Here is a 21,150-nt window from a genome sequence, read left to right as displayed (position 1 = left end):
CGTGTACGACTCAGCCGCCGCGCGCGACCCTCTCGGTTGTATCTTCATCGTCACGTACGGGCGATCCGGTTCGACCCTGCTCCAGGGGATCCTCAACTCGATCCCCGGCTACGTGGTCCGCGGCGAGAACGGCGATTCCTTGTACAGCCTGTTCGCCTACTTCAACACGCTCGACAAGGCGCATCGCGAGCACACCGATCCGAAGAAGAAGTCGCCGGACACGCCGTCGCACCCCTGGTTCGGTATCCATCAGTTCTCGGACGAGACGACTCTCGCGCTGTTGCGGTCGCTCGTCCTGGCATCTCTGCTGCAACCCCCCGCGGGAACCCGCGTGACTGGTTTCAAGGAGATCCGGTGGGTTCACTCCAACTGGCGGGCCTACGCCGACTTCCTGATCCGCCTCTTCCCCCGAGCACGGTTCGTCATCAATACCCGTGACCACGCCGACGTGCTCGCGAGCAAGTGGTGGAAGGACCGCGAGAACGGCCCCGCCATACTCGACCGCGCAGAGGTCCAGTTCGCCGAGCTCGAAGCCGCCTACCCGGACCGGACCCACCGGGTGCACTACAACGACTACACCGCTGACTCCACCTCGCTCAAGAGCCTGTTCGACTGGCTCGGCGAGCCGTTCGACAAGGATCGCGTGAATGATGTCCTCACTCGCAGGCACTCCTACTGAGAACACAGCGGTCACGCCCGGTGCGTGGATCGCTGGAAATTCTCACCTCATATCCATGCTCCTCGCGCTCGAGAACTCTGAGGTCGCATCACGGACGAGTTCGGCGAAGGGTGGCGAGGAGAAGCGTTGGACGGTCGACGGAACGACGCTTTCCTTCGTCCGGCTCGGCAGCGGAAAGATCGAACCCTACGTCTTCAGCAGGGTCGCCGACGGGAGGGTAGCGCCTATCGATCAGAACTATAGAAGCCAGTTTCATCGATTGTCCGGGGCACCTCATGTATCCCCGGAGCGTCTCTGGGGCTTCTGCAACATCAACAACAACTCGCGGATCTTCCGCAAGCCGATGTGGCAGGAGTACGCACCTTCGCACCTGGCGCACCCCGGAGCGAGTCCCCTCTCCTACGACGTCGTGCGTGCCATCGTGGAGCGCGACCACCACGGCGTCCGAGTCTTCTTCGAGCAGCTCAAGCAGGTCGGCGTGGAGTTCTTCGCCATCTCCGCGCCCGCCCCTCGGCGCGACCATCCTGCCGCTCGCACCGAGTACGGTCGTGACCTCGCGCTCTACATCGACGCTCTCGCCAGGGAGCTCTGGCACGAGTGGTTGGACGAGCGCGGTATCGCTGTGATCGAGCCGCCCGCCCAGACGATCGACGACGACGGCTTCCTGCGGGAGGACCTGCACCACGTCCGCGCCACGCAGCCCCCGGACTTCACCCACGGCAACGCGGCATACGGCCGCATGGTCATCGCTGAGATCACGCAACACGTGAATGCCGCTCGAAAGGCAGTCTGACCAATGCATCCTTACCAAGATCTCCCCAGCCGCGCCTTCTGGAAGCAGGCGGTCGCGCAGCGCAACGCGATGGAGCTCGCCGACGTCTACACGCCGCGCTTCGAGATCGCACGGTCGACTCGGATCACCGCTGCCGGAAGCTGTTTCGCGCAGCACATCGGCAAACAGTTCAAGACGCGAGGGTACGGTTTCATCGACGTCGAGCCGGCACCACCGGCCCTGCCCGCTGAGGCGCGCGGCAAGTTCGGCTTCGGCATCTACTCCGCCCGATACGGGAACATCTACAGCGCGCGGCAGCTCGTGCAGACCTTCGCGCGGGCCCGTGGCGAGCACACGCCCGTCGACGAGTACTGGACCGACGGCGAGCGCTTCTACGACCCTTACCGCCCGTCGATCGAGCCCCGTGGGTACGCGAGCCTCGCGGAGCTCCGCATCCACCGTGACGCGCATCTGAAGGCCGTGAGCTCGCTCCTCGCCCAGACCGACCTCTTCGTGTTCACGTTCGGGCTGACCGAGGCGTGGGAGAACATCGAGGACGGCACGATCTATCCGACATGCCCAGGAACGGTCCACGGCGAGTTCGACGAGGCCAAGCACCGGTTCATCAACTTCACGTTCCGACAGGTGCTCGAGGACTTCGAGTCCTTCATCGCCTACGCGCGGTCGATCAACCCGGCCATGCGGTTCCTGGTCACGGTGTCACCTGTCCCGCTGACCGCTACGGCCTCTGGCCACCACGTCCTTCCCGCCACGGTGGCCTCGAAGTCGATCCTCCGTGCTGTGTGCGGCGAGCTGTACGACACGTACGACTACGTCGACTACTTCCCCTCTTATGAGCTCGTGTCCTCGCACCCGATGCGCGCGCTGGCCTACGAGCCCAACCTGCGGTCGGTCTCCGCCGCAGGCGTTGCACAGGTGATGGACGTCTTCTTCTCGGCGCACGGCGACGCCGGTGAGCCAGAACCTGTTCGAGAGGCGGATGCAGCCGCGGCCCCGGCGACGCCCGAGCAAACTGCGGACGACGTCGTCTGTGACGAACTGATCCTCGAGACTTTCGGACGATGACGGCATACATTGCGGGCAACTCCCACGTCATCTGCCTCGCCGAGGCTGCGCGGCGGTCCGTCGCCGGCGGTGCACGACACCTCAGCGCCAAGGGGATCTCACCACGCCACTTCACAGTCGGTGACGCCGGGATCTTCTTCACAGGTATCACGAAGGACACGCTCACACCGAACATGTTCGGTGCTGTCGATCGGGGATCACTCAAGTTCACCGACCAACGCTTCCAGCAGGACCTTGCCGGATGGACCGGCGAGACGACCGTCCCCGCGACCAGTCCATGGGGAATCTGCAACGTCGCGAACACCTCGCGGCGGCTCTATCGTGACGCGACGTGGCTCACCTTTGCGCCGACTCATCTGGCGCGGGCCGGACTCACCCCTGTCACGGACGACGCGATCAGGGCGATGCTCGAGCGGGATCACCGAGGCGCACGGAAACTCTACGAACGGCTCGCCTTTCTCGGCGTTCCCACGTTCGCGATCTCCGGGCCCCCGCTCCGACGCGATCACCCAGCCATCGCCGAGGACGGATACCGAGCCGAGCTCCTGCAGCATCTTGACTCGCTCGCGCGGGAAGTGTGGCGCGACTGGCTCGTCAACCGAGGTCTCGCGCTGATCGAGCCGCCCATCGGAACTGCTGACGCCGACGGCTTCCTGCGACCCGAGTTCGAGAATGTACGGGAGGCCGGCGCGGCCGACCGCATCCACGCGAACGAGCTGTACGGAGATCTCATGGTCGCCCGGATCGCCGAACACGTAGCCCGCATCGGGGCCTGACCGCCCCCGCATCCCGAGACCGCACCCCAGCAACGACGCCGTCAGAGGCTAAACGACGAACTTAGCGCCCTCGTACACGCCCATGACAGCTTGCAGCCCGAGCTCGCTCGGGATCTGCTCCGACCGACCGGTCCGAACTGTTTCCGGAAGGGGTACGGCAGCCAGATCCGCGAGGTCACCCTCCGTGCGCACACCGTAGGCGGCGATCCGGTCAGCAAGTACCTTCCCGACTGCCTGGACCTGGCCGAGTGCCCACTCAGGGACCCCGATCACGCCCTCGCCGACGCCGGCAACCCGTGCATCGAGAAGTCGCCGCACTGCCGATGATCGCATCCGTCGCACGTCGACGTCGTAGGGACCTCCATCGTTCGTCAGGTGCTCATTAAGGCCCGCGAGGAACTCGGCCTCGGTCGCACTCAGCCTGCGATCTCCGGTGCGTTCCCCCGCTGCGAGGCGCGTCACCAGGCCGGCAGATCGGCAAACTATCGCGTCCACCACTGATGCGAGCAGCATGTGGTCCTGTGCGGGTGGCACCACGACGATGACCTTCTCGGCGCCGATCGCCTCCACCCACGGACCGACGGGGTCGTGACCGAGGACAGGGCGACCGCCGACGGGCACTCCTGTGCCCGACAGAAGCTCGGCGAGATAGCCATCGAAGTCCTGTACCGCCCCACGGGTGGCTTCGTCCTGCCACGACCGCACAGCGAGCAGCGCCGGCGCCTCCACCACCACGACTGTTGTCAAGCGCCCGTCCTGAGCTCCAGGTAGTCCCCGGATCTCGTCCGCCGTGTAGGACCACGCTGTTTCCGACACGAGGACGTGCGGCCCGTTCCCAGAAGGAGCCACGAGTCCGTCGAAGTACCGGACGCCCTTCTCCCGCAACTCTGCGCTCCCCCTCGTCAGCACACGTCGCACGGCGTCGACACATGAACCAGGTGCTCCCGAGATCAGGAGCGTTGCGGCGTCGGAGAGGCCACCGGAACTCTTAGATCGATCAGCGTCGTGCGTCGTGCGGACCTTCGCCTTCGCCTCCCGGAGCCGGGCAGTGCGTCGCGCGATGCCGCCGGCCGCGATCAGGGCGAGGTCGCTCCCTATCTCCTCAGGGAGGGACACTGAGTTACCGAATCTTCCCGGCGCTGCAAGATCAGCCACGTCACCGACGACCCTGACGCCGGCGGACTCGATCTGTTCGGCGATGCGAACGGCAGCGGTCGTGGCATGTGCACGTGCCCATTCCGGCATACGCAACGCGGGCTCGTCCGGCCGCCGAGACCGTTCCGAGATGACGGCGTTCACCGCGCCGCCGTGAAAAAGCTCTCGTCGGACGGAAGACCCCGTCTCGCGGGTGATCCGCTCCGCGGCTCGCCTGAAGAACTCAGTCTCGATCGCGTTCATGCCTGAGTTGGCATTCACTCGGTCCAACGTTCCACGCGGCTGTGCGAGCAAGTCTTCGAACGTCTGGAAATTGTGGTCACGATCCGTGGGATCGAGCACAACCACGGTCATGTTCTCCGGGCCGAAGGCATCTGCCCATCGCCCCACGAGGTTCGTGCCGTCACTCTCGTCGAAGACGTCCGCGCCGGGCATGTGAAGCATAGGCAAGTCACGGAAGGCATCGTTCAGCCAGGCTTCGAGGAGCTCGGGCTCTCCGTTCTTGACTCGTTGCTGCCACATGGACAGGAGCATCCCCGGCAGCGACCGAAGAGTCAGCACCACATGGGTCGGCATCGGGAACGCCTCCCGGACCCGTGCGACGTCGCGTGCGCGCGCCGTTGAAAAGGTCTCGCTGCTCACAAGACCGTAGTCGAGGCCGTTGTCGGTGAGTTGACTGAGGATGCGCTTCGCCCAGTGGGCCGGCGCGAGATCCGCGTGCCAGGGCTCCCGCCTGTGGCCGAGCAAGGATCTCGCGACCCGGTGGTGGTTCTCCTGCTGTCCCGGGTACAGGACACCGCCTTCGCGGAGCCGGGTGCGCGCTCCGGCCGCCGACTGCTGGAGAGATGTCGTGCCTGTCTTGGGCGCGCCGATGTGGAGCACGGTCGTGCCCCGGGGCAGGGCCCCGATCTCGCTCACCGCGCCATGCGGCCGGCGCTCTTGTGCGGTCATGTCGGCAGCAGCTCCGCGAAGTCCACGGCCATGTCGTGCATCGTGTAGGACACCGCGAACCGCTCGGCGGCACGTGCCCTGGCGCCGTCCTGCCGGTCGAGACCGCGTTCGATGGCCTCGGCCAGCGCGTCCACACGCGACGGCGCATCGACATCGAAGAACTCCACCCACTGCTCGTCGCCGTAGTCCGCGAGCAGGTGGGACTCGCCCGGCACCACGCAGGGAACGCCGAGCGTCGCGGCAAGGAGCATGCTTCCCGAGTTCAGGATCCGCGTGTACGGCAGTGCGAACACGTCACAGGCGGAGGCCCAGGTGACGACCTCGTCGTCGGTGAGCTGTCCGTGCCGGCGGTGCACCGTGACGTTCCCCGGCATCGCCGCCTCGATCTCCGCCATGGCCTCGGCGGTGGTGCCACCGGCCAGCAGCATCGACACCCGTGGATTGCGTTCGGCCACCCGGCCCACCGCCTTGAGCAGGTCTCCGACGCCCTTGTACGGACGGATCCCACCCACGATCCCGACGACCAGGTCGCCGGGCGGTATGGTGCCGATCCTCCTCCGCGCCGCTCGACGTCCTGGCGACGGCTCGTAGACACCCCAGTAGCTCGCGTGCCGGACCCGGCGCACCTTCTCGGCCGGGAGCTCGTAGTACTCGGACACCGCCTGAGGGGTCTCCGAGTTGATGATGACGATCCGCGACGACCGGCGGGCGAGCACCTTCGCGAGCTCGACCTCCTCGGCGTGATAGCCCGTGTCGTGGGAGATGGTGTTGTGCACGGTCCAGAAGACGTTCACATCACGCGAACGGGCGTCGGCCAGTGCGGTGTCGAGCCGCGCGATGCGCGATCGAAGCTCCGCTGCGTTCCTCACGTTCTCGGCTACCGGGCTGGTCCAGTGGATGTGCATGATGTCGCCGGCCTCGAGCGCCGCGAGCTCGCTCAGCAGCTCGTGGTAGCGCCACTTGCCGCCGACGCTCCAGCCCTGCGAACGAGCCTCCATGTAGAGCATGTTCAGGTACGGGTTCGTGGTCCAGTAGGGAAACACGCTGATCCTGGCCACGTCATCGCTCCTGTTCCAGGGCGCCGACAAAGGTCGACGGCCTTGCCGCTGCTGGTTCGGGCACGAGCCGGGGCAGGCCGTCGGACCAGGCCAGCTCTGTCGTCCGGGCGGTCCCGTCGTCGTACTCGACCGAGACGACGCACCGCGTGGCCTCCACAGCGCCCCAGGTGGACGGCAGCACGACGTCGAGGTCGAGCTGCGTGGTCCCGGACGGCAGCACGTAGCGCGGCACGCTGACCTGCTCGCCGAGCTCCTCGTTCGTGACCCGCACCTCGGCGATCGGTGTCTGTGTGTCGGCCAGCAGGAGCGCAAGGCTCAGCACGGTCCCCCGCGGTCGGGGCACCGCCGCGTAGGCCACGGCGCGCAGCCCGTCGCTGACGCGCCGTGCGGCCTCCGCGATACGCGCGACGTCGGACGTGCGCACCGCCGCATCGACGCTCCTGAGGTCGGTCGGCAGCGACGTGGCAGCGACCTCGGCGTAGTACCACCGACGGTCGACCGCCAGGTCGGCGGCGCCGGCGTGAGCGGCGTCGTCGGTGAAGGCCCGCAGGCGGCTCTCGTACTCGGTCCGCGCGCGGCCGAGCGCCTCGCCACGAGGGTCCTCCATGGCGGCGAGCCAGGCCTTCTCGCCCTCGTCAGCGCTCATGCTCCCGCGCTGCGGCGCTTCCCAGGCCGCGCCGTCGCCCGACGACCACAGCTCCCAGGGGAACGTATCGAGCAGCGCGTCCGCGTCGAACTCTGGGGCGGGCTGGCCTCCCAGCACGAGCGCCTCCTCGACCGTCTCGGCGATCGGCTCGAACGGCCGGCCCGTGCCGGCGAGGTAGTCGCGGTACTTGAACGGGTGCTCCTGAGCGGACCGCACGAAACGTGCCGGGATCCCGAGCGCCTCCGCGACGATGACGGCGTGCAGCGACGTGCTGACCACGAACCGGCTCGAAGCGATCTGCAGGAGCACCGAGTCCACCTGACCCTGTGGGTCGAGCGTCTCCAGCTCGTGCTCACCGACCGCCGAGGAGACGTCGCCCTTGTCGTTGAAGTTGGGCACGAAGAGCACGTCCCGTACCGGTGCGCGACCCACCCGGAGCAGCTCGGGCATGACGTCGGCCAGCAGGAGCACCGGGTCGCCGTAGACCTCTGGCACGTCGAATCCGTGCCCGGACAGGAAGCGTCGCGTCAGCGGGCCCCGAACAGCGCGGAAGGCGACCTCGTCCGGGATGTCCTTGGTCGCCGCCAGCATCTTGCCGTTCAAGCCGGAGCCCCACACGACGGACCGCTCCGGCGCGAGATGGAGGATCGATCCGACCGACAGGAGCGCCGGAGCGTCGGACGCCACGTCGCCCGTGACGGACCCGACCAGGCGTGCCACGATCGCCGGACCGAGGACGTCGCCGAAGTTCGCCACCGGCGCACCGGAGCGGACGGGGTTCCAGTGCACGACCGGTACCCCCGCGACGCGGGTGATCGCCCGGCTTCCCTCTCCAGCACCGACATTGTTCTGGTGGGTGATCTGGTCGTTCATCTCAGGCACTGTCCCTCCGAGACGCCTTCTGCAGTGCGGCCTTCTTGCGGATCTTGCGGGCGCGCAGGATGCGCCACTCGACGGCGCGGTAGACCCGTAGCTTTCTGGCGCGACGGCCGACCCAGACGCCGCGCCAGCGAGCAGCCGTGGCGACCCGTGCGGTTCCGGAGGCAAACGTGCGCAGCCCGATCTGCTGGTCGTCCGCGAGCCTCATGGGCCGGACCACGCTCAGCGCCGAGGCCCCACCCGGCCATTCGATGCGGAGCGGCAGCTCCAGCTCGCCGAACGCGTCCTCGACCATCACTCGAAGCCGCCAGTCGTACCCCGGCTCGAGGGCCGCGAGATCGGCGTCGACGGACCATCCCGTCTCGTTCACCGCTACCTTGCCGAAGAGCCGCCGCCTGTGCACGTCCCTCTGCTTGCCCACTGAGCCGAGCGCCTCGAGACGGAGCACCCGCACACCTGAGCGGACGGGCCCACTTCCCTCGAGGTGCACCACGCGGCCCCGCACCCCCGCGACCGTGGCGGCGAATTTCGGCCGATACTTGTACGGGTTGCGCTGGGCCTCCCGCCAGACGTCGTTCAGCTCCCCCTGCAGCAGGGCCTCCGCGACGCGCACCTCCCTCGTCGCCGGGGTGACCGTCGCACGTACCGGGACCTCTCGATCGATCCTGCCCGCGAGAACCATCATGCGTTCGGCGAGCTCGCCGTCCCAGGCGTGGGACACATCGATGAACGGGCGCATCACGTCGTCCCGCCAGACCTTTCCGACCAGGCGCCGGTCGATCCCGTCGGCCATGGCCGTCGAGAGAGCCTCGGCCAGTGCCGAGATCGTGGCCGACGTGCCACTGGCTCTCTTGCCGACCTCGCGTTCCCAGACGACGCGCGCCTGGTCCAGGTGACCGTGCGCGGCCAGGTGAAAGACCAGCGCGCGCCGCGCGCCGATCCGCTCCAGCGCCTCGAAGGGTGCCAGGGAGACGAGCCCGGCGACGGCGTCCGACACGGCCGCACGGTCGTCCTTGGGAAGATGGTCCACCCCGTCCTGCATCAGCTTCCCGAGCGTCGCCCAGGCGTCGGAGCCGAGCGCCGCATGCCAGTACTCGCGTGCGAGCACGCTCCTGTCGTCGTCCGCCACCAGCACCGCACAGAGCCGTTCCTGCACGAAGTAGCCGATCAGCGACCGCACATCGCCGAGCCGCGCCGTCATCGAGCTTCCACCGGGCCGCGCACGGTAGTGGTAGACCACTTCCGGCGTCACGGCGATGCTCCGCGCGAGTCGCATCGCCGCGGTCATGGGGAGCATGTCGTTGCCGCGCGGCGTGGTCGGGAAGTGCAGCTTGTGCTCGACCCAGAACTCCCTGCGGATCAGCCTGTTCCAGCACGTCCGGTTTCGGATCAGACGGGGGTTGAGGTCGAGCGTCGTCCGGTCGAGCCGGCGGTCCAACCCGTACATCTTGGGGTCGCTCCAGGTCGACGAGGTCCACACCCGCTGGAAACCGCCAACGGTCACCTCGGCCCCGCTACGTTCCGCAAGGTCCAGGAGCGAGCGGTAGGCGTGCCGCGGCACGAGGTCGTCGCCGTCGCAGAAGATGACGTACCTGCCGGCGGCCAGCTCCAGTCCCGCGTTCCTGGCCTGCGCACCTCCGCTGCCCGGGTTGCGCACCGGCACCACCCGGGGGTCCCGGCGAGCCCATTCGAGGACCTTCTCCCACGTGCCGTCCGTCGAGTGGTCGTCCACGACGATCAGCTCGAGGTCGCCCATCGTCTGCTCCAGCACGGAGCGGATGCACGCGTCGACCCATGGGTCGACGTCGAACGTCGGCATGACCACCGAGACCATCGGCCCCTGCTGCGCCGGGGCGGAGCCGGGGGTCACGCGCTCGGACGCGGGCTGGGCCACGGCGGGCTCGTCGGCCGTCAGGCACAGCACCTCGAGCAGCGCCACCGGCAGCCCGTCGTGCCGCACGTCCGGCCCGGGGCCGGCCAGGAGCTCCAGTGCCGCCGTCAGGGTCGAGGCCGGGACCCTGCGCAAGGTGTCGGTGTCGCTCGCCTCGAGCAGCTCCACCACGAGCGTCTCAGCGATCGACCGTGCCTCGCCGTCGACCGTGGCGAATGCCTTGATCCGCGAGGCGACCTCGTAACGCAGCACCTTCTCGACGAAGAGCTGGACCGCTTCGGGCACGTCGACGCCCTTGACCACGCGGAGAGCTTCTCGGACCTGGACCGCCCACTCCAGGATGGTCCGGGACGACGCCAACCCGGTCGTGATCGACCCCGGCCGACGGCGGTACAGGTACATGCACAGGGGCAGCACGTCGAAAGCCGTCGCCCTCGCATAGGCGCGCATCGACGGCACGACGTCCTCGCACTTGGTGGCCTCCGGCCACCGGATGTCCTCACGCAGCAGGAACTCCCGCCGGAACACCTTGGTCCAGGCGGTGTGGTCGTACACCAGCTCGGGGAGGTCGGCAAGGGTCGCACCTTCCGCTCCCGTGTCGTACACCGCCGGCCGCGTGGTCCAGTACCGGCGACGGCCCGCCGACGCGCCGAACTCGTCCGCGTAAGCGGTCGCGAAGTCCGACCCGGACCGCTCGAGCGAGGCGACGAGCGCCGCGTACGCCCCCGGCGCGACGATGTCGTCGCTGTCCGGGAAGGTCACGTACTTGCCCCTGGCCTGGCCGAGGCCGACGTTGCGAGCAGCGCCCAGCCCCACGTTCACGGGCAGCTCCACGACCTTGACCTCGTCGTACGCAGCCTCGAACTCCCGCGCGACGACGACCGAACGGTCTGGCGACGCGTCGACGACCACGATGATCTCCTGCGAGATCCCCTGACGGACGATACTGTTCAAGCAGTCGTCCAGGTACTTCTCCACCCCGTAGACCGGCACTACGACCGACAAGAGCGGTGTCTGCTCGTCCCGTGATCCGGGAGTCCCCATCAAGATTCTCCTGCTTCCGTTCTGGGTCCAGGCCGCGGAAGGCCGTATGGCACCGGCAACACCTGGACATCGCCGCACTCGAGCGCTTCCCCGGTTTCGACCAGCCGAACGCTATCGAACTTTGCAGGCTGGTCCGGCTCCGCACGAGGTTAGTGGCTGGGCGGTGCTCGCAAGCACGGTTCGCGGGCGAAGAACGGCCAATTCACCCGGATGTCGGGTGACTGCGTGCTCGCCGAGACCTGAACGCCCCGAGCCCCGGGTATCCTCGCACGTTGATGCACCCCACCGATGACGAGAAGCCCCACCGCCGCATGATTCTTGGTCGCCGGCAGCTGCTGCTGGTGGGTGGTTTCGTCGTCGTCGCTGGTGTCGGTGTGACGTCTCTGCGCCAGAGCGAGGCAGGTCCCACGAGGAGCCTGGCACCACCCGCCGAGGCCCACGGGACGACCCCGTACGCACGGTTGCGCGGCCGCTGGTACACCCAGCTCACCGGCGGTGACATCGATCTGTCCGTGCCCGAGAACGCCCGGGCGGTCGACGGCGTCGATGCCGCGGCCCGGAACGCCCGAGCCGACATGTCCCCCCGCGGAGACCGGACGGGCCTCTGGCCGGATCTTCCGCTCGACGGCACGGGCCGCGACCGCGCCATCGCACTGCGCCACACGGCGGACCGCCTCAGCTCCGTCGTCCTTGCCTACGGGACGGCCGGCACCACGATGTACCGCGATCCCGGCCTGCGATCCAGCCTCCTCGGCAGTCTCGACCTGCTGCACGAGCGCTATGAAAGCTTTGGAGCCGCCCAGGACGAGAACTGGTACGACCGGGAGATCAGCGTACCGCTCGCGCTGACTTCGATCTGCCTGCTGCTGCGCGACGACCTGGCAAGAGACCTTCTCGAACGGTACCTGGCCACCGTCGACTCATTCACGCCGGCGCCGTCGAAGGCAGGGGCTAACCTGGTGTGGACCGCTCAGGTGGTGGCAGAGCGCGCGATCCTCCTCGATGAGGGTGCCAAGCTCGACATGGCTCGCGAAGGTCTGCAGCGTGCCCTCCACACCGTGACGTCAGGCGACGGCGTCCACCCCGACGGTTCGTTCATCCAGCACAAGAATCATCCGTACACCGGTGGGTACGGAACCTCGTTCCTCAGGAGCTCTGTGCGCCTCGTCGAGCTGCTGCACGGTTCGCCCTGGCAGGTCGACAGCGGAAAGTTCGACTTTCTCCTGGACTTCGCAGTCGACGGCGTGGCGCCGTGGCTGCACAAGGGGGCCTTGCTCAGTCCCGTACGCGGCCGGGAGATCTCGCGGCGGTCGGCCACCGAGCACAATGCTTGCCATGTGGCGATGAGCGCGTTCCTCGCACTCGGCGAGCTCGCACCGCCGGAACGACGGGGCGTCCTGGCGGGCATCACGCGCCACCTCATCGAGCAGGACACGCTCACACCCTTCCTCGGCATCAACAACGTGCCCGCTGTCACAGCTGCCCGTCGTCTGCTGCGTTCTGAAACACTTGCCGCGCCCCCCGAAGGAGGAACCAGGGTCTTCGCCGCGATGGATCGCGTGGTGCACCGGCGCCCGGGCTTCACCTTCGCGATCGCCATGTCGTCGTCTCGGATCGCGACCTATGAGGCGATCAACAGCGAGAACTTGCACGGCTGGTGGACCGGCAGCGGAGCGACGTACCTGTACGACGACGACCTCGCCCAGTTCGACGACGGCTACTGGCCGACGGTGGACGCCACGCGCATCCCGGGTACGACGGTGCCCACAGGAAGCCCTCCGGACGGGAGCAACGCGGAGGCGCTCGCCGCGGTCGCCCTGGTCGGTGGTGTCTCGCTCGGCCACCTCGGGCTCGCCACCATGGCGTTCCGCACTCCCGTCGACTCACCCGCCACCGTGACGGGCCGGAAGACCTGGTTCCTGCTCGGGGACGAGATCGTGGCGCTCGGCTCCGGTATCACCGCTCCTGCCGGCCGCGCCGTCGAGACGGTCGTCGAGAACCGCAAGCTCTCCACCGACGTGTCCCAGCCGTTCCTCGTCGACGCTGCCAGTCTCGGGACCGGGCCGATGAACAGGTCGTTCGACCGCCCGGGCTGGGCGCACCTCACGGGTCCCGTCGAGGGATCCGACATCGGCTACGTCTTCCTGACGGATGCGCGCGTACGCGCGTCGCGGGAGTCACGGATCGGGCGCTGGTCCGACATCAACCAGGACCCGGCATTCGACTTTCCCGGCGAGATCCGGCGCGACTACCTGACGCTCTGCATCGACCACGGTCGCGGGCCGCAGGGCGACCGGTACGCCTACGTCCTGCTGCCGGGCGCATCACCCGAGACGGTCAGCGGCTACGCGGCGAGCCCCCCGGTGACCATCCTCTCCAACACGCTCGGGCTCCAGGCTGTCCGCAAGGGAAACACGGTAGCGGCCAGCTTCGGGTCGACGGACGAGCAGTCGGTCGGTGGCATCACGGCACGTACCAGGGTGTCCGTGATAGTCGTCCGCGACGAGAGCAGGCTCTCCGTGGCGATCAGCGACCCCAGTCAGACCGTGCAGGGCACGATCCGGATCGGGCTCGACCACCGCATCCGTCGGGTGATCACGGCGGACCCCCGGATCCAGGTACAGCCCGACCAGGCCACCTCGACGCTGGTCGTCGACCTGTTGGACGCGCGTGGACAGACCGTTTCCGCTGTCCTCGAACCCGCCTGACCGTCCAGCCATCGCTCCTGGTCAGACGCGCCCTGCCGCCGTCATCCCACGCGTGTCCACCAGCCGCTGCTCCACCAGCCTGCCGGACAGGCCACGGAACGCCGCGTGGTCGACGAGCAGCACCTGGACGTCGCCCGCCTCGAGGGCTTCCTCTGCCTCGACCAGCCGGACGTTGTCGAACCCCTCGAGCTCGGCCGGCAACGAATCGACGTGCGGCTCGACCACCAGCACCTTCGCCTGGGGGAACGTCGCGGCCATGTCGCGGACGATCTCGACCGCTGGCGACTCCCGCAGGTCGTCGATGTTCGGCTTGAACGCCAGCCCGTAGGCGGCGACCACCGGCGACTCGATCCCGGCGACGGCGTCGAGCACCTTGTGCAGCACCCAGCGCGGCTTCGCGTCGTTGACCTCGCGCGCCGTCCGGATCAGGCGTGCCTCCTCGGGCGCCGCGTCCACGAGGAACCACGGGTCCACGGCGATGCAGTGCCCGCCGACGCCCGGACCGGGCTGCAGGATGTTGACCCGCGGATGGTGGTTGGCGAGCCGGATGAGCTCCCAGACGTCGATGCCGAGCTTGTCCGCGACCAGCGACAGCTCGTTCGCGAAGGCGATGTTCACGTCCCTGAACGAGTTCTCCACCAGCTTGGCTGCCTCGGCCGTCGCGGCGTCCGTCAGCAGGATCTCGCCCTGGCAGAACACCTGGTACAGGTCCCGTGCCCGCTGTGCGGCCTCCGGAGTGATGCCGCCCACGATCCGGTCGTTCGTCACGAGCTCGACCATGATCCGTCCTGGCAGCACCCGTTCCGGGCAGTGCGCGACATAGATGACCGGCCGCCCGCCCGAGCCGTCAAGGCTGAGGTCAGGACGCTCGGCCAGGATCCAGTCCGCCATGTGCCGCGTCGTCCCGGGCGGCGACGTGGACTCCAGGATCACCAGCTCACCACCCCGCAGCGTGGGCGCGATCGCCTCCGCAGCGGACCTGATGTAAGAGAGGTCGGGCTTGTGGTCGCCCATGAAGGGCGTGGGAACGGCCACGATGTACGCGTCGGCAGGCTCGGGCGCTGCCACCGCACGAAGCTTCCCGGACGACACCCCTTCCGCGACGTATCCCGCCAGGTCTGGCTCGACGAAAGGCACTTCGCCACGGTTCACCGCGGTGACGGTCGTCGGACTCACGTCCACACCCGTCACCGCGACGCCGTTCGCCGCAAGGATCGCCGCGGTCGGGAGTCCGATGTACCCGAGCCCGATCACGCCGACAGTGCTGATCCCCATGTTTCCCCGCCTCAGAAGAGGACGTGCGTCGCCGCACGCCCGTAGAACTTGACCTCGCCGCTCGCGAGCAGCTCGGCATCGGCTACATCCCAGGAGTGCCCGCCTGCGGCGGACCGGACCTGGACAAAATTGAACCGGTCGGCGGAGTAGAGCGTCCCGCCGGCCTCGACAAGGTCCTCGAGGAACGCGGTGTCCTCGCCCCGCGCCAGCGCACGGAAGCGCACGGAGGCGGCGGTCTCGCGCCCGGCGACGATCGTCGGACCCATCACGCGGTCGGTGTACCGGTGCTCGCGGTCCGCGAACCGCAGGATCGTCGTGTCCGGGCCCTCGAGGTGCATGTAGTGCGCCTGCTTGCCCACCACGTCCGCGCCGGAGTACGCCATGGCGTAGAGCTGGTCGGACAGGTAGTGCGGGCCGTAGAGGTCGTCGTCGTCGATCTTGGCCACGACGTCGCCGTCGGCCGCCTCCAGCAGCAGGTTCAGGCAGGAGCCCAGCGGCACGTCAGACGGTGCCGACAGCAGCTCGAGGCGCTCGACGCCGGCTGCCTTGGCCCGCGCCCGCAGGTCGGCGCCGTCCACGTCGAAGCCGTGCGTCAGCAGCGCGACCTGCAGCTCGACGCCCTCCTGAGCACCGAGCACCGCCAGCACGTGCTCGAGCTGGTGCGGCCGATTCGTGGAGACCATCGCGGTCACGCTCGGCCGCGGGACGACGGGAGACGCGACCAGCCCGGCGTCGTGCAGCACCTTCTGCGACCGGGCGCCGTAGGTGTGCTCTCGCCAGATGCGGCGCTGGCCCTTGTGCACGGCGTGGTCGCGCAGCTCCGGGGAGCGCACGAGCGCACGGATCGTGTGCGCGGCGGTCTCGCGGGTGCTCGCGACGAAGACCTCGTCGGGCGGGAAGTACTCCCCCACCGCGGCGCTCGGCGTCGAGACGACGGGCGTGCCGCTGGCGGTGATCTCGAAGATCCGCCGTGCGCACATCGACGGCGAGCCGACCACGGAGTTCACGTTGAGGAAGACCTTGTACTCCCGGTACGCGGTCAGCATGCGGTCGTAGTCCAGCGAGCCGACGACGCGGCCGTCCAGCGGCGCGGGGAACTGGTACTTCTGGTCCTTGCCACGGAACCGGCTGAAGATGTCCAGGCCGTGCTCCATCCTTGGCGACACGTCCAGCGCCGCACCGAGCAGCAGGTCCATCTGCTCGCGCCGCTCCGGGTACTTGTGCGCGAAGTACATGCCCGCGAACGCGACGTCACGTTCCGGCCCGCGCCCATGCAGCCGGACGGGATTGTGGACGGCGGGCTGCGCGGCGAACTCCAGCACGCCCACCCGGTCATGACCGAGCGCCTCGGTATAGGCAGGCAGCCGATCGACGTCCGTGGTGTAGACACGGTCGAACAGCCGGGCCGCGTCGAGGAAGTCGTCGAAGTGGACCGGGTCTTCCTTGTTCCAGAACACCGTGGGTACGCCGGCGGCGCGGCAGGCCTCGACGAGCTCGACGAACGCCGGACGCGGGGCCGACGTCCCCGTCAGGTGGTACTGCCAGGCGCCGCCGTTGCCGTTCCAGGCCGACTCCACGAACAGCAGGTCCAGACCCTCCGTGAGCTCGTCACGCCAGCTCTTCGGGGTCAGGTCCACCTGGTCCCACTCGGAGGCGAAGGCCAGGCGGGAGAAGTCGTCCAGGATGACGCCGACGCGCAGGTCTCGCCGGCCGGAGGCGACCGTGCCCCCGGTCGCGGTGCCGGACGTGGGACGAGCCGGCCACGGATCGAACGTCAGGCCGTTCTTCGTCAGCCGTGCTCCACCGGTCTGCACCGCCATGGGCACCCGCTGCCGGCGCAGGAACGTGCGCAGCTGCTCAGGCCCGCCCTGCCGGAGGTGCCACGCCGCGCGACGAAACTGACGCACCACGCCTGGCGCACGATCCTTCACGGCAAGAATGTCCCTGTCTGCCCGAGAGCCCTGGAAGAGAAAGGCACCCCGCCAGGCGCGCAATGGAGGTGCCGGACGATCGGGATGCGCCGTTGATGGTCTCATGCTACAAGCGGCATTTACCCAGCAAATGCCAGATGCGGGTGAAAACGGCCGAGTTCACCCGGGTGACACCATGGCTGCTCATGAGGGAAGGCGCTGGGCGACCCCGCTGATGTCGTCCGGGTCCGCCGTGCCGGTCTCCAGGTCGATGTCAGGGCAAGGGCTCGACGCGCGCCGTCTGCTCGTCGAGCGAGATGCGGTGGCCGAGGTAGGACACGGCCCCGTTGGCGCACAGGAGCACCAGAGCAGCGGCGACGAGCACCACCACGAACCCTTTGGGACGACGCGCGCGGCGTCCGGGGCGCGGCTCGGGCTCGGGCTCGGAAGGCTCCGGCGCTGGGAGGAGGTCGGTGCCCCCGTGGGACTGATGCATATCCATGTATTTACCGTCCCCGATACCCCTGCCGCATCACCCTTGACCGGAGATCACCCCCTCATTCACCCGCTGCCGATCCGCCGGCTACCGAACCATGGAAAGATCCGGGCCATGCGCGGAATCATTCTCGCGGGAGGCTCGGGCACGCGACTGCACCCGATCACCCAGGGCATCAGCAAGCAGCTCGTGCCGGTCTACGACAAGCCGATGATCTACTACCCGCTGTCGACACTGATCCTGGCCGGGATCAGCGATGTCCTCGTCATCACCACACCACACGACGCGGATCAGTTCCAGCGGCTGCTCGGGGACGGTTCACAGTTCGGCATCTCGATCAGCTACACGACACAGCCGACGCCCAACGGGCTCGCGCAGGCCTTCGTGCTCGGCGAGGAGTTCCTCGGCAACGAGACCGCGGCCCTCGTCCTTGGCGACAACATCTTCTACGGTCCTGGCCTGGGCACGAGGCTCACCCGCTTCGCCGACATCGACGGCGGCGCCGTCTTCGCCTACCGCGTCGCCAATCCCACCGCGTACGGGGTGGTCGAGTTCGACGAGCACGGCCGCGCCCTGTCGCTGGAGGAGAAGCCCGCCCGGCCCAAGTCGAACTATGCCGTGCCGGGCCTGTACTTCTACGACAACGATGTGGTCACCATCGCGAAGGACCTCAAGCCATCGGCCCGTGGCGAGTACGAGATCACCGACGTGAACGCCGAGTACCTGAGCCAGGGACGGCTCCAGGTCGAGGTGCTGCCGCGAGGTACGGCCTGGCTCGACACCGGAACCTTCGACTCGCTGCTGGAGGCCTCGGACTACGTGCGCACGGTCGAGCTCCGCCAGGGCCTGAAGATCGGTTCCCCCGAGGAGGTCTCCTGGCGACGTGGATTCCTGACCGACGACGACCTGCGCGCCCGCGCAGAGACCCTCATCAAGTCCGGCTACGGCAGCTACCTGCTGAGCCTGCTGGACGACTGACGGGCTCGGGTCACCGACGCTCTACGACAGCGCCAGCACCGTCGGCGCCGCCACCTTCCAGCGCTCGGCCCAGTCGCCGATCGGCCTGACGCCGACCTCGCGGAGCCGGTCGTGCCCGAGCACCGAGTAGACGGGCCGCGGCGCGGGGAGCTGGTAGGCGGCGCTCGTCGTCGGGTCGACGGGCGTCACCTGACCGGACGCCGCGACCACCTCGCGCGCGAAGCCGCACCAGGTCACCTGACCCGATGACGTGCCGTGGTAGATGCCGCCGGGAGCCTCCGCCCCGACGAGCCGCACGATGAGGTCCGCCAGATCGGCGGTCCAGGTGGGCTGCCCGGTCTGGTCATCGACGACGCTCAGCCGGTCCCGCTCGCCCGCGACACGCGCGATGGTCCTGGGGAAGCAACGCCCGCCGGCCCCGTACAGCCACGCGGTCCGCACCACGACGGCGTCCGGCGCCTCCGCACGCACAGCCCGCTCGCCGGCGGCCTTGGTCCGGCCGTAGGCCGAACGTGGCTCGACCGGAGCGTCCTCCGGGTAGGGCTCGGTCGCCCTGCCGTCGAACACGTAGTCCGTAGACACGTGGACCAGCCGCGCACCCGCTGCCGCAGCGGCGCGGGCAAGGTTCGCGGCACCGGTCGCGTTGACGGCGAAGGCCTCTGGCTCGTGCGTCTCCGCGTCGTCCACCGCCGTCCAGGCCGCACAGTTGACGACGACGTCGTAGCCCGCCACCGCGGCTCGCGTCGCCCCGGCGTCGGTGATGTCCAGGTCGCTCCGCCCGATGCCGGTCACCTGGTGCCCGGCGTCCACGGCCGCCGTGAGCACGTCCTGCCCGAGCATTCCGGCGGCACCCACCACGAGCCATCGCCCCGCCGTACCCTGCGTCCTGGTCGCTCCGAGATCCTCAGCCACCCTAGGATCCTATGGCCACGCCCGATCCCCGGAGGAGCCCCATGAAGTACCGCGAGCTGACCGTGCCCGGCGCGTTCGAGATCACCCCTCAGCAGTTCGGCGACCCGCGCGGCCTCTTCTTCGAGGCGTTCAAGGCCGGCCCGTTCGCCGACGCCGTCGGGCACTCGTTCGACCTGCAGCAGGCCAACTGCTCCGTGTCGGCCGCCGGGGTGCTCCGCGGCATCCACTTCGCGGACGTCCCGCCCAGCCAGGCCAAGTACGTCATGTGCGCCAAGGGGGCCGTGCTCGACGTCGTCGTCGACATCCGGGTCGGCTCACCCACCTACGGCACGTGGGACGCCGTGCTGCTCGACGACACCGACCGGCGCGCCGTCTACCTGTCGGAAGGCCTTGGCCACGCCTTCATGTCCCTCGAGGACGGCTCGACGGTGCTGTACCTGTGCTCGTCCGGCTACGCGCCGGGCCGCGAGCACGGCATCCACCCCCTCGACCCGGACCTGGCCATCGCCTGGCCCACCACCGCCCGCGACGGCAGCCCCCTGACCCCGCTCCTGTCGGAGAAGGACGAGGCGGCCCCCACCCTCGCCGACGCAAGAGATCAGGGCCTCCTCCCCACCCAGGACCAGGTCAACGCCTACCTAGCGACCAGGCACTGACTGAGGCCAAGCACGTCCCCGCCCGAGGCAGCCTGACCGCGAGGCCGGGGGCGAGGGTAGTGTGCGCGCCGCCGTAAAGCCGTAGCGGAGGGCCCCCTGGGGCCCGTGAGCGAGGCGGCGCGCACACTACCCTCGCCTCCGGCCGGACCCAACCAGGAACTACTGCCCCGAAGCCAAGTACTTGGCCTCGGTCAGCGCCTTCGCCCCTCTCCACCAGGCCTCGTTCTCGCGGTACCAGCTCACGGTCGCCTCCAGCCCCGCACGGAAGTCCGTGTACCGCGGCGTCCAGCCGAGCTCCGTGCGCAGCCGCGAGGCGTCGATCGCATAGCGCAGGTCGTGCCCGGCGCGGTCGGTCACGTGGTCGAAGTCGTCCGCGTCCCGCCCGAAGATCTCCAGCAGGGTCCGCACGACGTCGAGGTTGCTGGTCTCGCCGTCGGCCCCGATCAGATAGGTCTCGCCGACCTGGCCCTTCTCGATGATGCTCCAGACCGCCGAGTTGTGGTCCTCGACGTGGATCCAGTCGCGCACGTTGAGGCCCGCGCCGTACAGCCGGGGGCGGACGCCGTCGATCAGGTTGGTGACCTGACGCGGGATGAACTTCTCGATGTGCTGGTAGGGCCCGTAGTTGTTGGAGCAGTTCGAGATCGTGGCCTGTACCCCGAAGGACCGCACCCAGGCCCGGACCAGCAGGTCGGAGCCGGCCTTCGTCGACGAGTACGGCGACGACGGGTTGTACGGGGTCTCGGGGGTGAACCGCTCGGAGGCGTCCAGCGGGAGGTCGCCGTAGACCTCGTCCGTCGAGATGTGGTGGAACCGCGCCCCGTGCTTGCGTACCGCCTCCAGCAGCGTGAACGTACCCACCAGGTTGGTCTGCACGAACGGTGAGGGGTCGTTCAGCGAGTTGTCGTTGTGCGACTCCGCCGCGAAGTGGACCACCAGGTCCGACTCCCCCACGAGCCGGTCCACGAGCGGCGCGTCGGTGACCGAGCCCTCGACCAGCTCCACGCGGTCGGCGACGGAGTCGAGCGAGGACCGGTCACCCGCGTACGTGAGCGCGTCGAGCACCGTGACCCGCACGTCGGGACGCTCTCGCACCGTCTGCTGGACGAAGTTCGCGCCGATGAAACCGGCGCCGCCGGTGACCAGGACCTGCATCGCCTTCTCCTCGCGGTAGGACACCGGTTCAGTCGCGGCCGTAGATGTCGCGGGTGTAGACCTTGTCGGCGACGTCGTCGAGGGCTTCGGTGCGGCGGTTGGCGATGATGACGTCGGCGCGGG

The 21,150-nt window shown here is 68.7% G+C and carries 16 protein-coding genes; 7 read left to right on the top strand and 9 right to left on the bottom strand.

The genetic code is table 11. The features are described 5' to 3' along the window. Position 1 precedes the first annotated feature (1 nt). From APR04_RS10265 to APR04_RS10250, 4 genes are read left to right on the top strand one after another with little or no spacing between them, the layout of a single operon-like run. Entirely contained in the window at positions 2–679 is a 678-nt protein-coding gene (locus tag APR04_RS10265; protein WP_253869753.1) for a sulfotransferase, read from the top strand. Next, entirely contained in the window at positions 651–1,472 is an 822-nt protein-coding gene (locus tag APR04_RS10260; protein WP_253869751.1) for a hypothetical protein, read from the top strand. The genes APR04_RS10265 and APR04_RS10260 overlap by 29 nt, the downstream gene beginning before the upstream one ends. 3 nt (positions 1,473–1,475) lie before the next feature. Next, on the top strand, positions 1,476–2,537 hold the full coding sequence (locus tag APR04_RS10255) for a GSCFA domain-containing protein (RefSeq protein ID WP_253869748.1): 1,062 nt from the start codon (positions 1,476–1,478) through the stop codon (positions 2,535–2,537). Further along, positions 2,534–3,313, top strand: coding sequence for a hypothetical protein (locus APR04_RS10250; protein WP_253869746.1), 780 nt, complete (start codon positions 2,534–2,536; stop codon positions 3,311–3,313). Before APR04_RS10255 ends, APR04_RS10250 begins: the two co-directional genes overlap by 4 nt. Positions 3,314–3,361: 48 nt before the next feature. On the opposite strand, the gene APR04_RS10245 is transcribed toward APR04_RS10250, so the two are convergent. From APR04_RS10245 to APR04_RS10230, 4 genes are read right to left on the bottom strand one after another with little or no spacing between them, the layout of a single operon-like run. After that, positions 3,362–5,386, bottom strand: coding sequence for a hypothetical protein (locus APR04_RS10245; protein WP_253869744.1), 2,025 nt, complete (start codon positions 5,384–5,386; stop codon positions 3,362–3,364). Between the two features lie 29 nt (positions 5,387–5,415). Beyond that, a complete protein-coding gene (locus tag APR04_RS10240; RefSeq protein WP_253869742.1) occupies positions 5,416–6,477 on the bottom strand; it encodes a glycosyltransferase in 1,062 nt (353 codons plus the stop codon). A gap of 1 nt (position 6,478) precedes the next feature. Next, positions 6,479–7,996: a polysaccharide pyruvyl transferase family protein gene (locus APR04_RS10235; protein WP_253869741.1), complete on the bottom strand. Its 1,518-nt coding sequence runs from the start codon at positions 7,994–7,996 to the stop codon at positions 6,479–6,481. 1 nt (position 7,997) lies between these two features. Further along, the gene (locus APR04_RS10230; RefSeq protein ID WP_301312350.1) at positions 7,998–10,937 is read right to left on the bottom strand and encodes a glycosyltransferase family 2 protein; all 2,940 of its coding nucleotides are present in this window, start codon (positions 10,935–10,937) and stop codon (positions 7,998–8,000) included. 275 nt (positions 10,938–11,212) lie between these two features. On the opposite strand from APR04_RS10230, the gene APR04_RS10225 reads away from it, so the two are divergent. After that, positions 11,213–13,645: a polysaccharide lyase 8 family protein gene (locus tag APR04_RS10225; protein ID WP_253869737.1), complete on the top strand. Its 2,433-nt coding sequence runs from the start codon at positions 11,213–11,215 to the stop codon at positions 13,643–13,645. Between the two features lie 21 nt (positions 13,646–13,666). Here the strand turns inward: APR04_RS10225 and wecC are convergent, their stop codons facing one another. The 3 genes from wecC to APR04_RS10210 form a co-directional block, all read right to left on the bottom strand. Continuing rightward, entirely contained in the window at positions 13,667–14,920 is a 1,254-nt protein-coding gene (wecC, locus tag APR04_RS10220) for a UDP-N-acetyl-D-mannosamine dehydrogenase (protein ID WP_253869735.1), read from the bottom strand. Between the two features lie 11 nt (positions 14,921–14,931). Then, a complete protein-coding gene (locus APR04_RS10215) occupies positions 14,932–16,740 on the bottom strand; it encodes a glycosyltransferase family protein (RefSeq protein ID WP_253870488.1) in 1,809 nt (602 codons plus the stop codon). A 364-nt stretch (positions 16,741–17,104) separates the two neighbouring features. Further along, entirely contained in the window at positions 17,105–17,332 is a 228-nt protein-coding gene (locus APR04_RS10210) for a hypothetical protein (protein WP_253869733.1), read from the bottom strand. 108 nt (positions 17,333–17,440) lie between these two features. Between APR04_RS10210 and rfbA the strand changes: the two genes are divergently transcribed. Continuing rightward, the gene (gene rfbA / locus APR04_RS10205) at positions 17,441–18,304 is read left to right on the top strand and encodes a glucose-1-phosphate thymidylyltransferase RfbA (RefSeq protein ID WP_253869731.1); all 864 of its coding nucleotides are present in this window, start codon (positions 17,441–17,443) and stop codon (positions 18,302–18,304) included. Positions 18,305–18,325: 21 nt separating this feature from the next. Here rfbA and rfbD read toward each other — a convergent pair whose 3' ends face one another. Further along, a complete protein-coding gene (gene rfbD, locus APR04_RS10200; protein WP_308292339.1) occupies positions 18,326–19,216 on the bottom strand; it encodes a dTDP-4-dehydrorhamnose reductase in 891 nt (296 codons plus the stop codon). A 41-nt stretch (positions 19,217–19,257) separates the two neighbouring features. Here rfbD and APR04_RS10195 point away from each other — a divergent pair, with 41 nt between their 5' ends. Continuing rightward, the gene (locus APR04_RS10195; RefSeq protein ID WP_253869730.1) at positions 19,258–19,872 is read left to right on the top strand and encodes a dTDP-4-dehydrorhamnose 3,5-epimerase family protein; all 615 of its coding nucleotides are present in this window, start codon (positions 19,258–19,260) and stop codon (positions 19,870–19,872) included. 159 nt (positions 19,873–20,031) lie between these two features. On the opposite strand, the gene rfbB is transcribed toward APR04_RS10195, so the two are convergent. After that, on the bottom strand, positions 20,032–21,027 hold the full coding sequence (gene rfbB, locus APR04_RS10190) for a dTDP-glucose 4,6-dehydratase (RefSeq protein ID WP_253870486.1): 996 nt from the start codon (positions 21,025–21,027) through the stop codon (positions 20,032–20,034). Positions 21,028–21,150 lie beyond the last annotated feature (123 nt).

The sequence above is a fragment of the Promicromonospora umidemergens genome (genome assembly GCF_024171995.1).
Taxonomy (GTDB): Bacteria; Actinomycetota; Actinomycetes; order Actinomycetales; family Cellulomonadaceae; genus Promicromonospora; species Promicromonospora umidemergens.
Note: the sequence above shows the minus strand (reverse complement) of the source record. Positions and strands in the feature narration are given on the sequence as shown.

Coding starts and splice junctions, on each gene's coding strand:
- APR04_RS10230 (WP_301312350.1), bottom strand. CDS start 10,937: ATGGGGACTCCCGGATCACGGGACGAGCAGACACCGCTCTTGTCGGTC.
- wecC (WP_253869735.1), bottom strand. CDS start 14,920: ATGGGGATCAGCACTGTCGGCGTGATCGGGCTCGGGTACATCGGACTC.
- APR04_RS10215 (WP_253870488.1), bottom strand. CDS start 16,740: ATGGCGGTGCAGACCGGTGGAGCACGGCTGACGAAGAACGGCCTGACG.
- APR04_RS10260 (WP_253869751.1), top strand. CDS start 651: ATGTCCTCACTCGCAGGCACTCCTACTGAGAACACAGCGGTCACGCCC.
- APR04_RS10250 (WP_253869746.1), top strand. CDS start 2,534: ATGACGGCATACATTGCGGGCAACTCCCACGTCATCTGCCTCGCCGAG.
- rfbA (WP_253869731.1), top strand. CDS start 17,441: ATGCGCGGAATCATTCTCGCGGGAGGCTCGGGCACGCGACTGCACCCG.
- rfbB (WP_253870486.1), bottom strand. CDS start 21,027: ATGCAGGTCCTGGTCACCGGCGGCGCCGGTTTCATCGGCGCGAACTTC.
- APR04_RS10210 (WP_253869733.1), bottom strand. CDS start 17,332: ATGGATATGCATCAGTCCCACGGGGGCACCGACCTCCTCCCAGCGCCG.
- APR04_RS10225 (WP_253869737.1), top strand. CDS start 11,213: ATGCACCCCACCGATGACGAGAAGCCCCACCGCCGCATGATTCTTGGT.
- APR04_RS10255 (WP_253869748.1), top strand. CDS start 1,476: ATGCATCCTTACCAAGATCTCCCCAGCCGCGCCTTCTGGAAGCAGGCG.
- APR04_RS10235 (WP_253869741.1), bottom strand. CDS start 7,996: ATGAACGACCAGATCACCCACCAGAACAATGTCGGTGCTGGAGAGGGA.
- APR04_RS10195 (WP_253869730.1), top strand. CDS start 19,258: ATGAAGTACCGCGAGCTGACCGTGCCCGGCGCGTTCGAGATCACCCCT.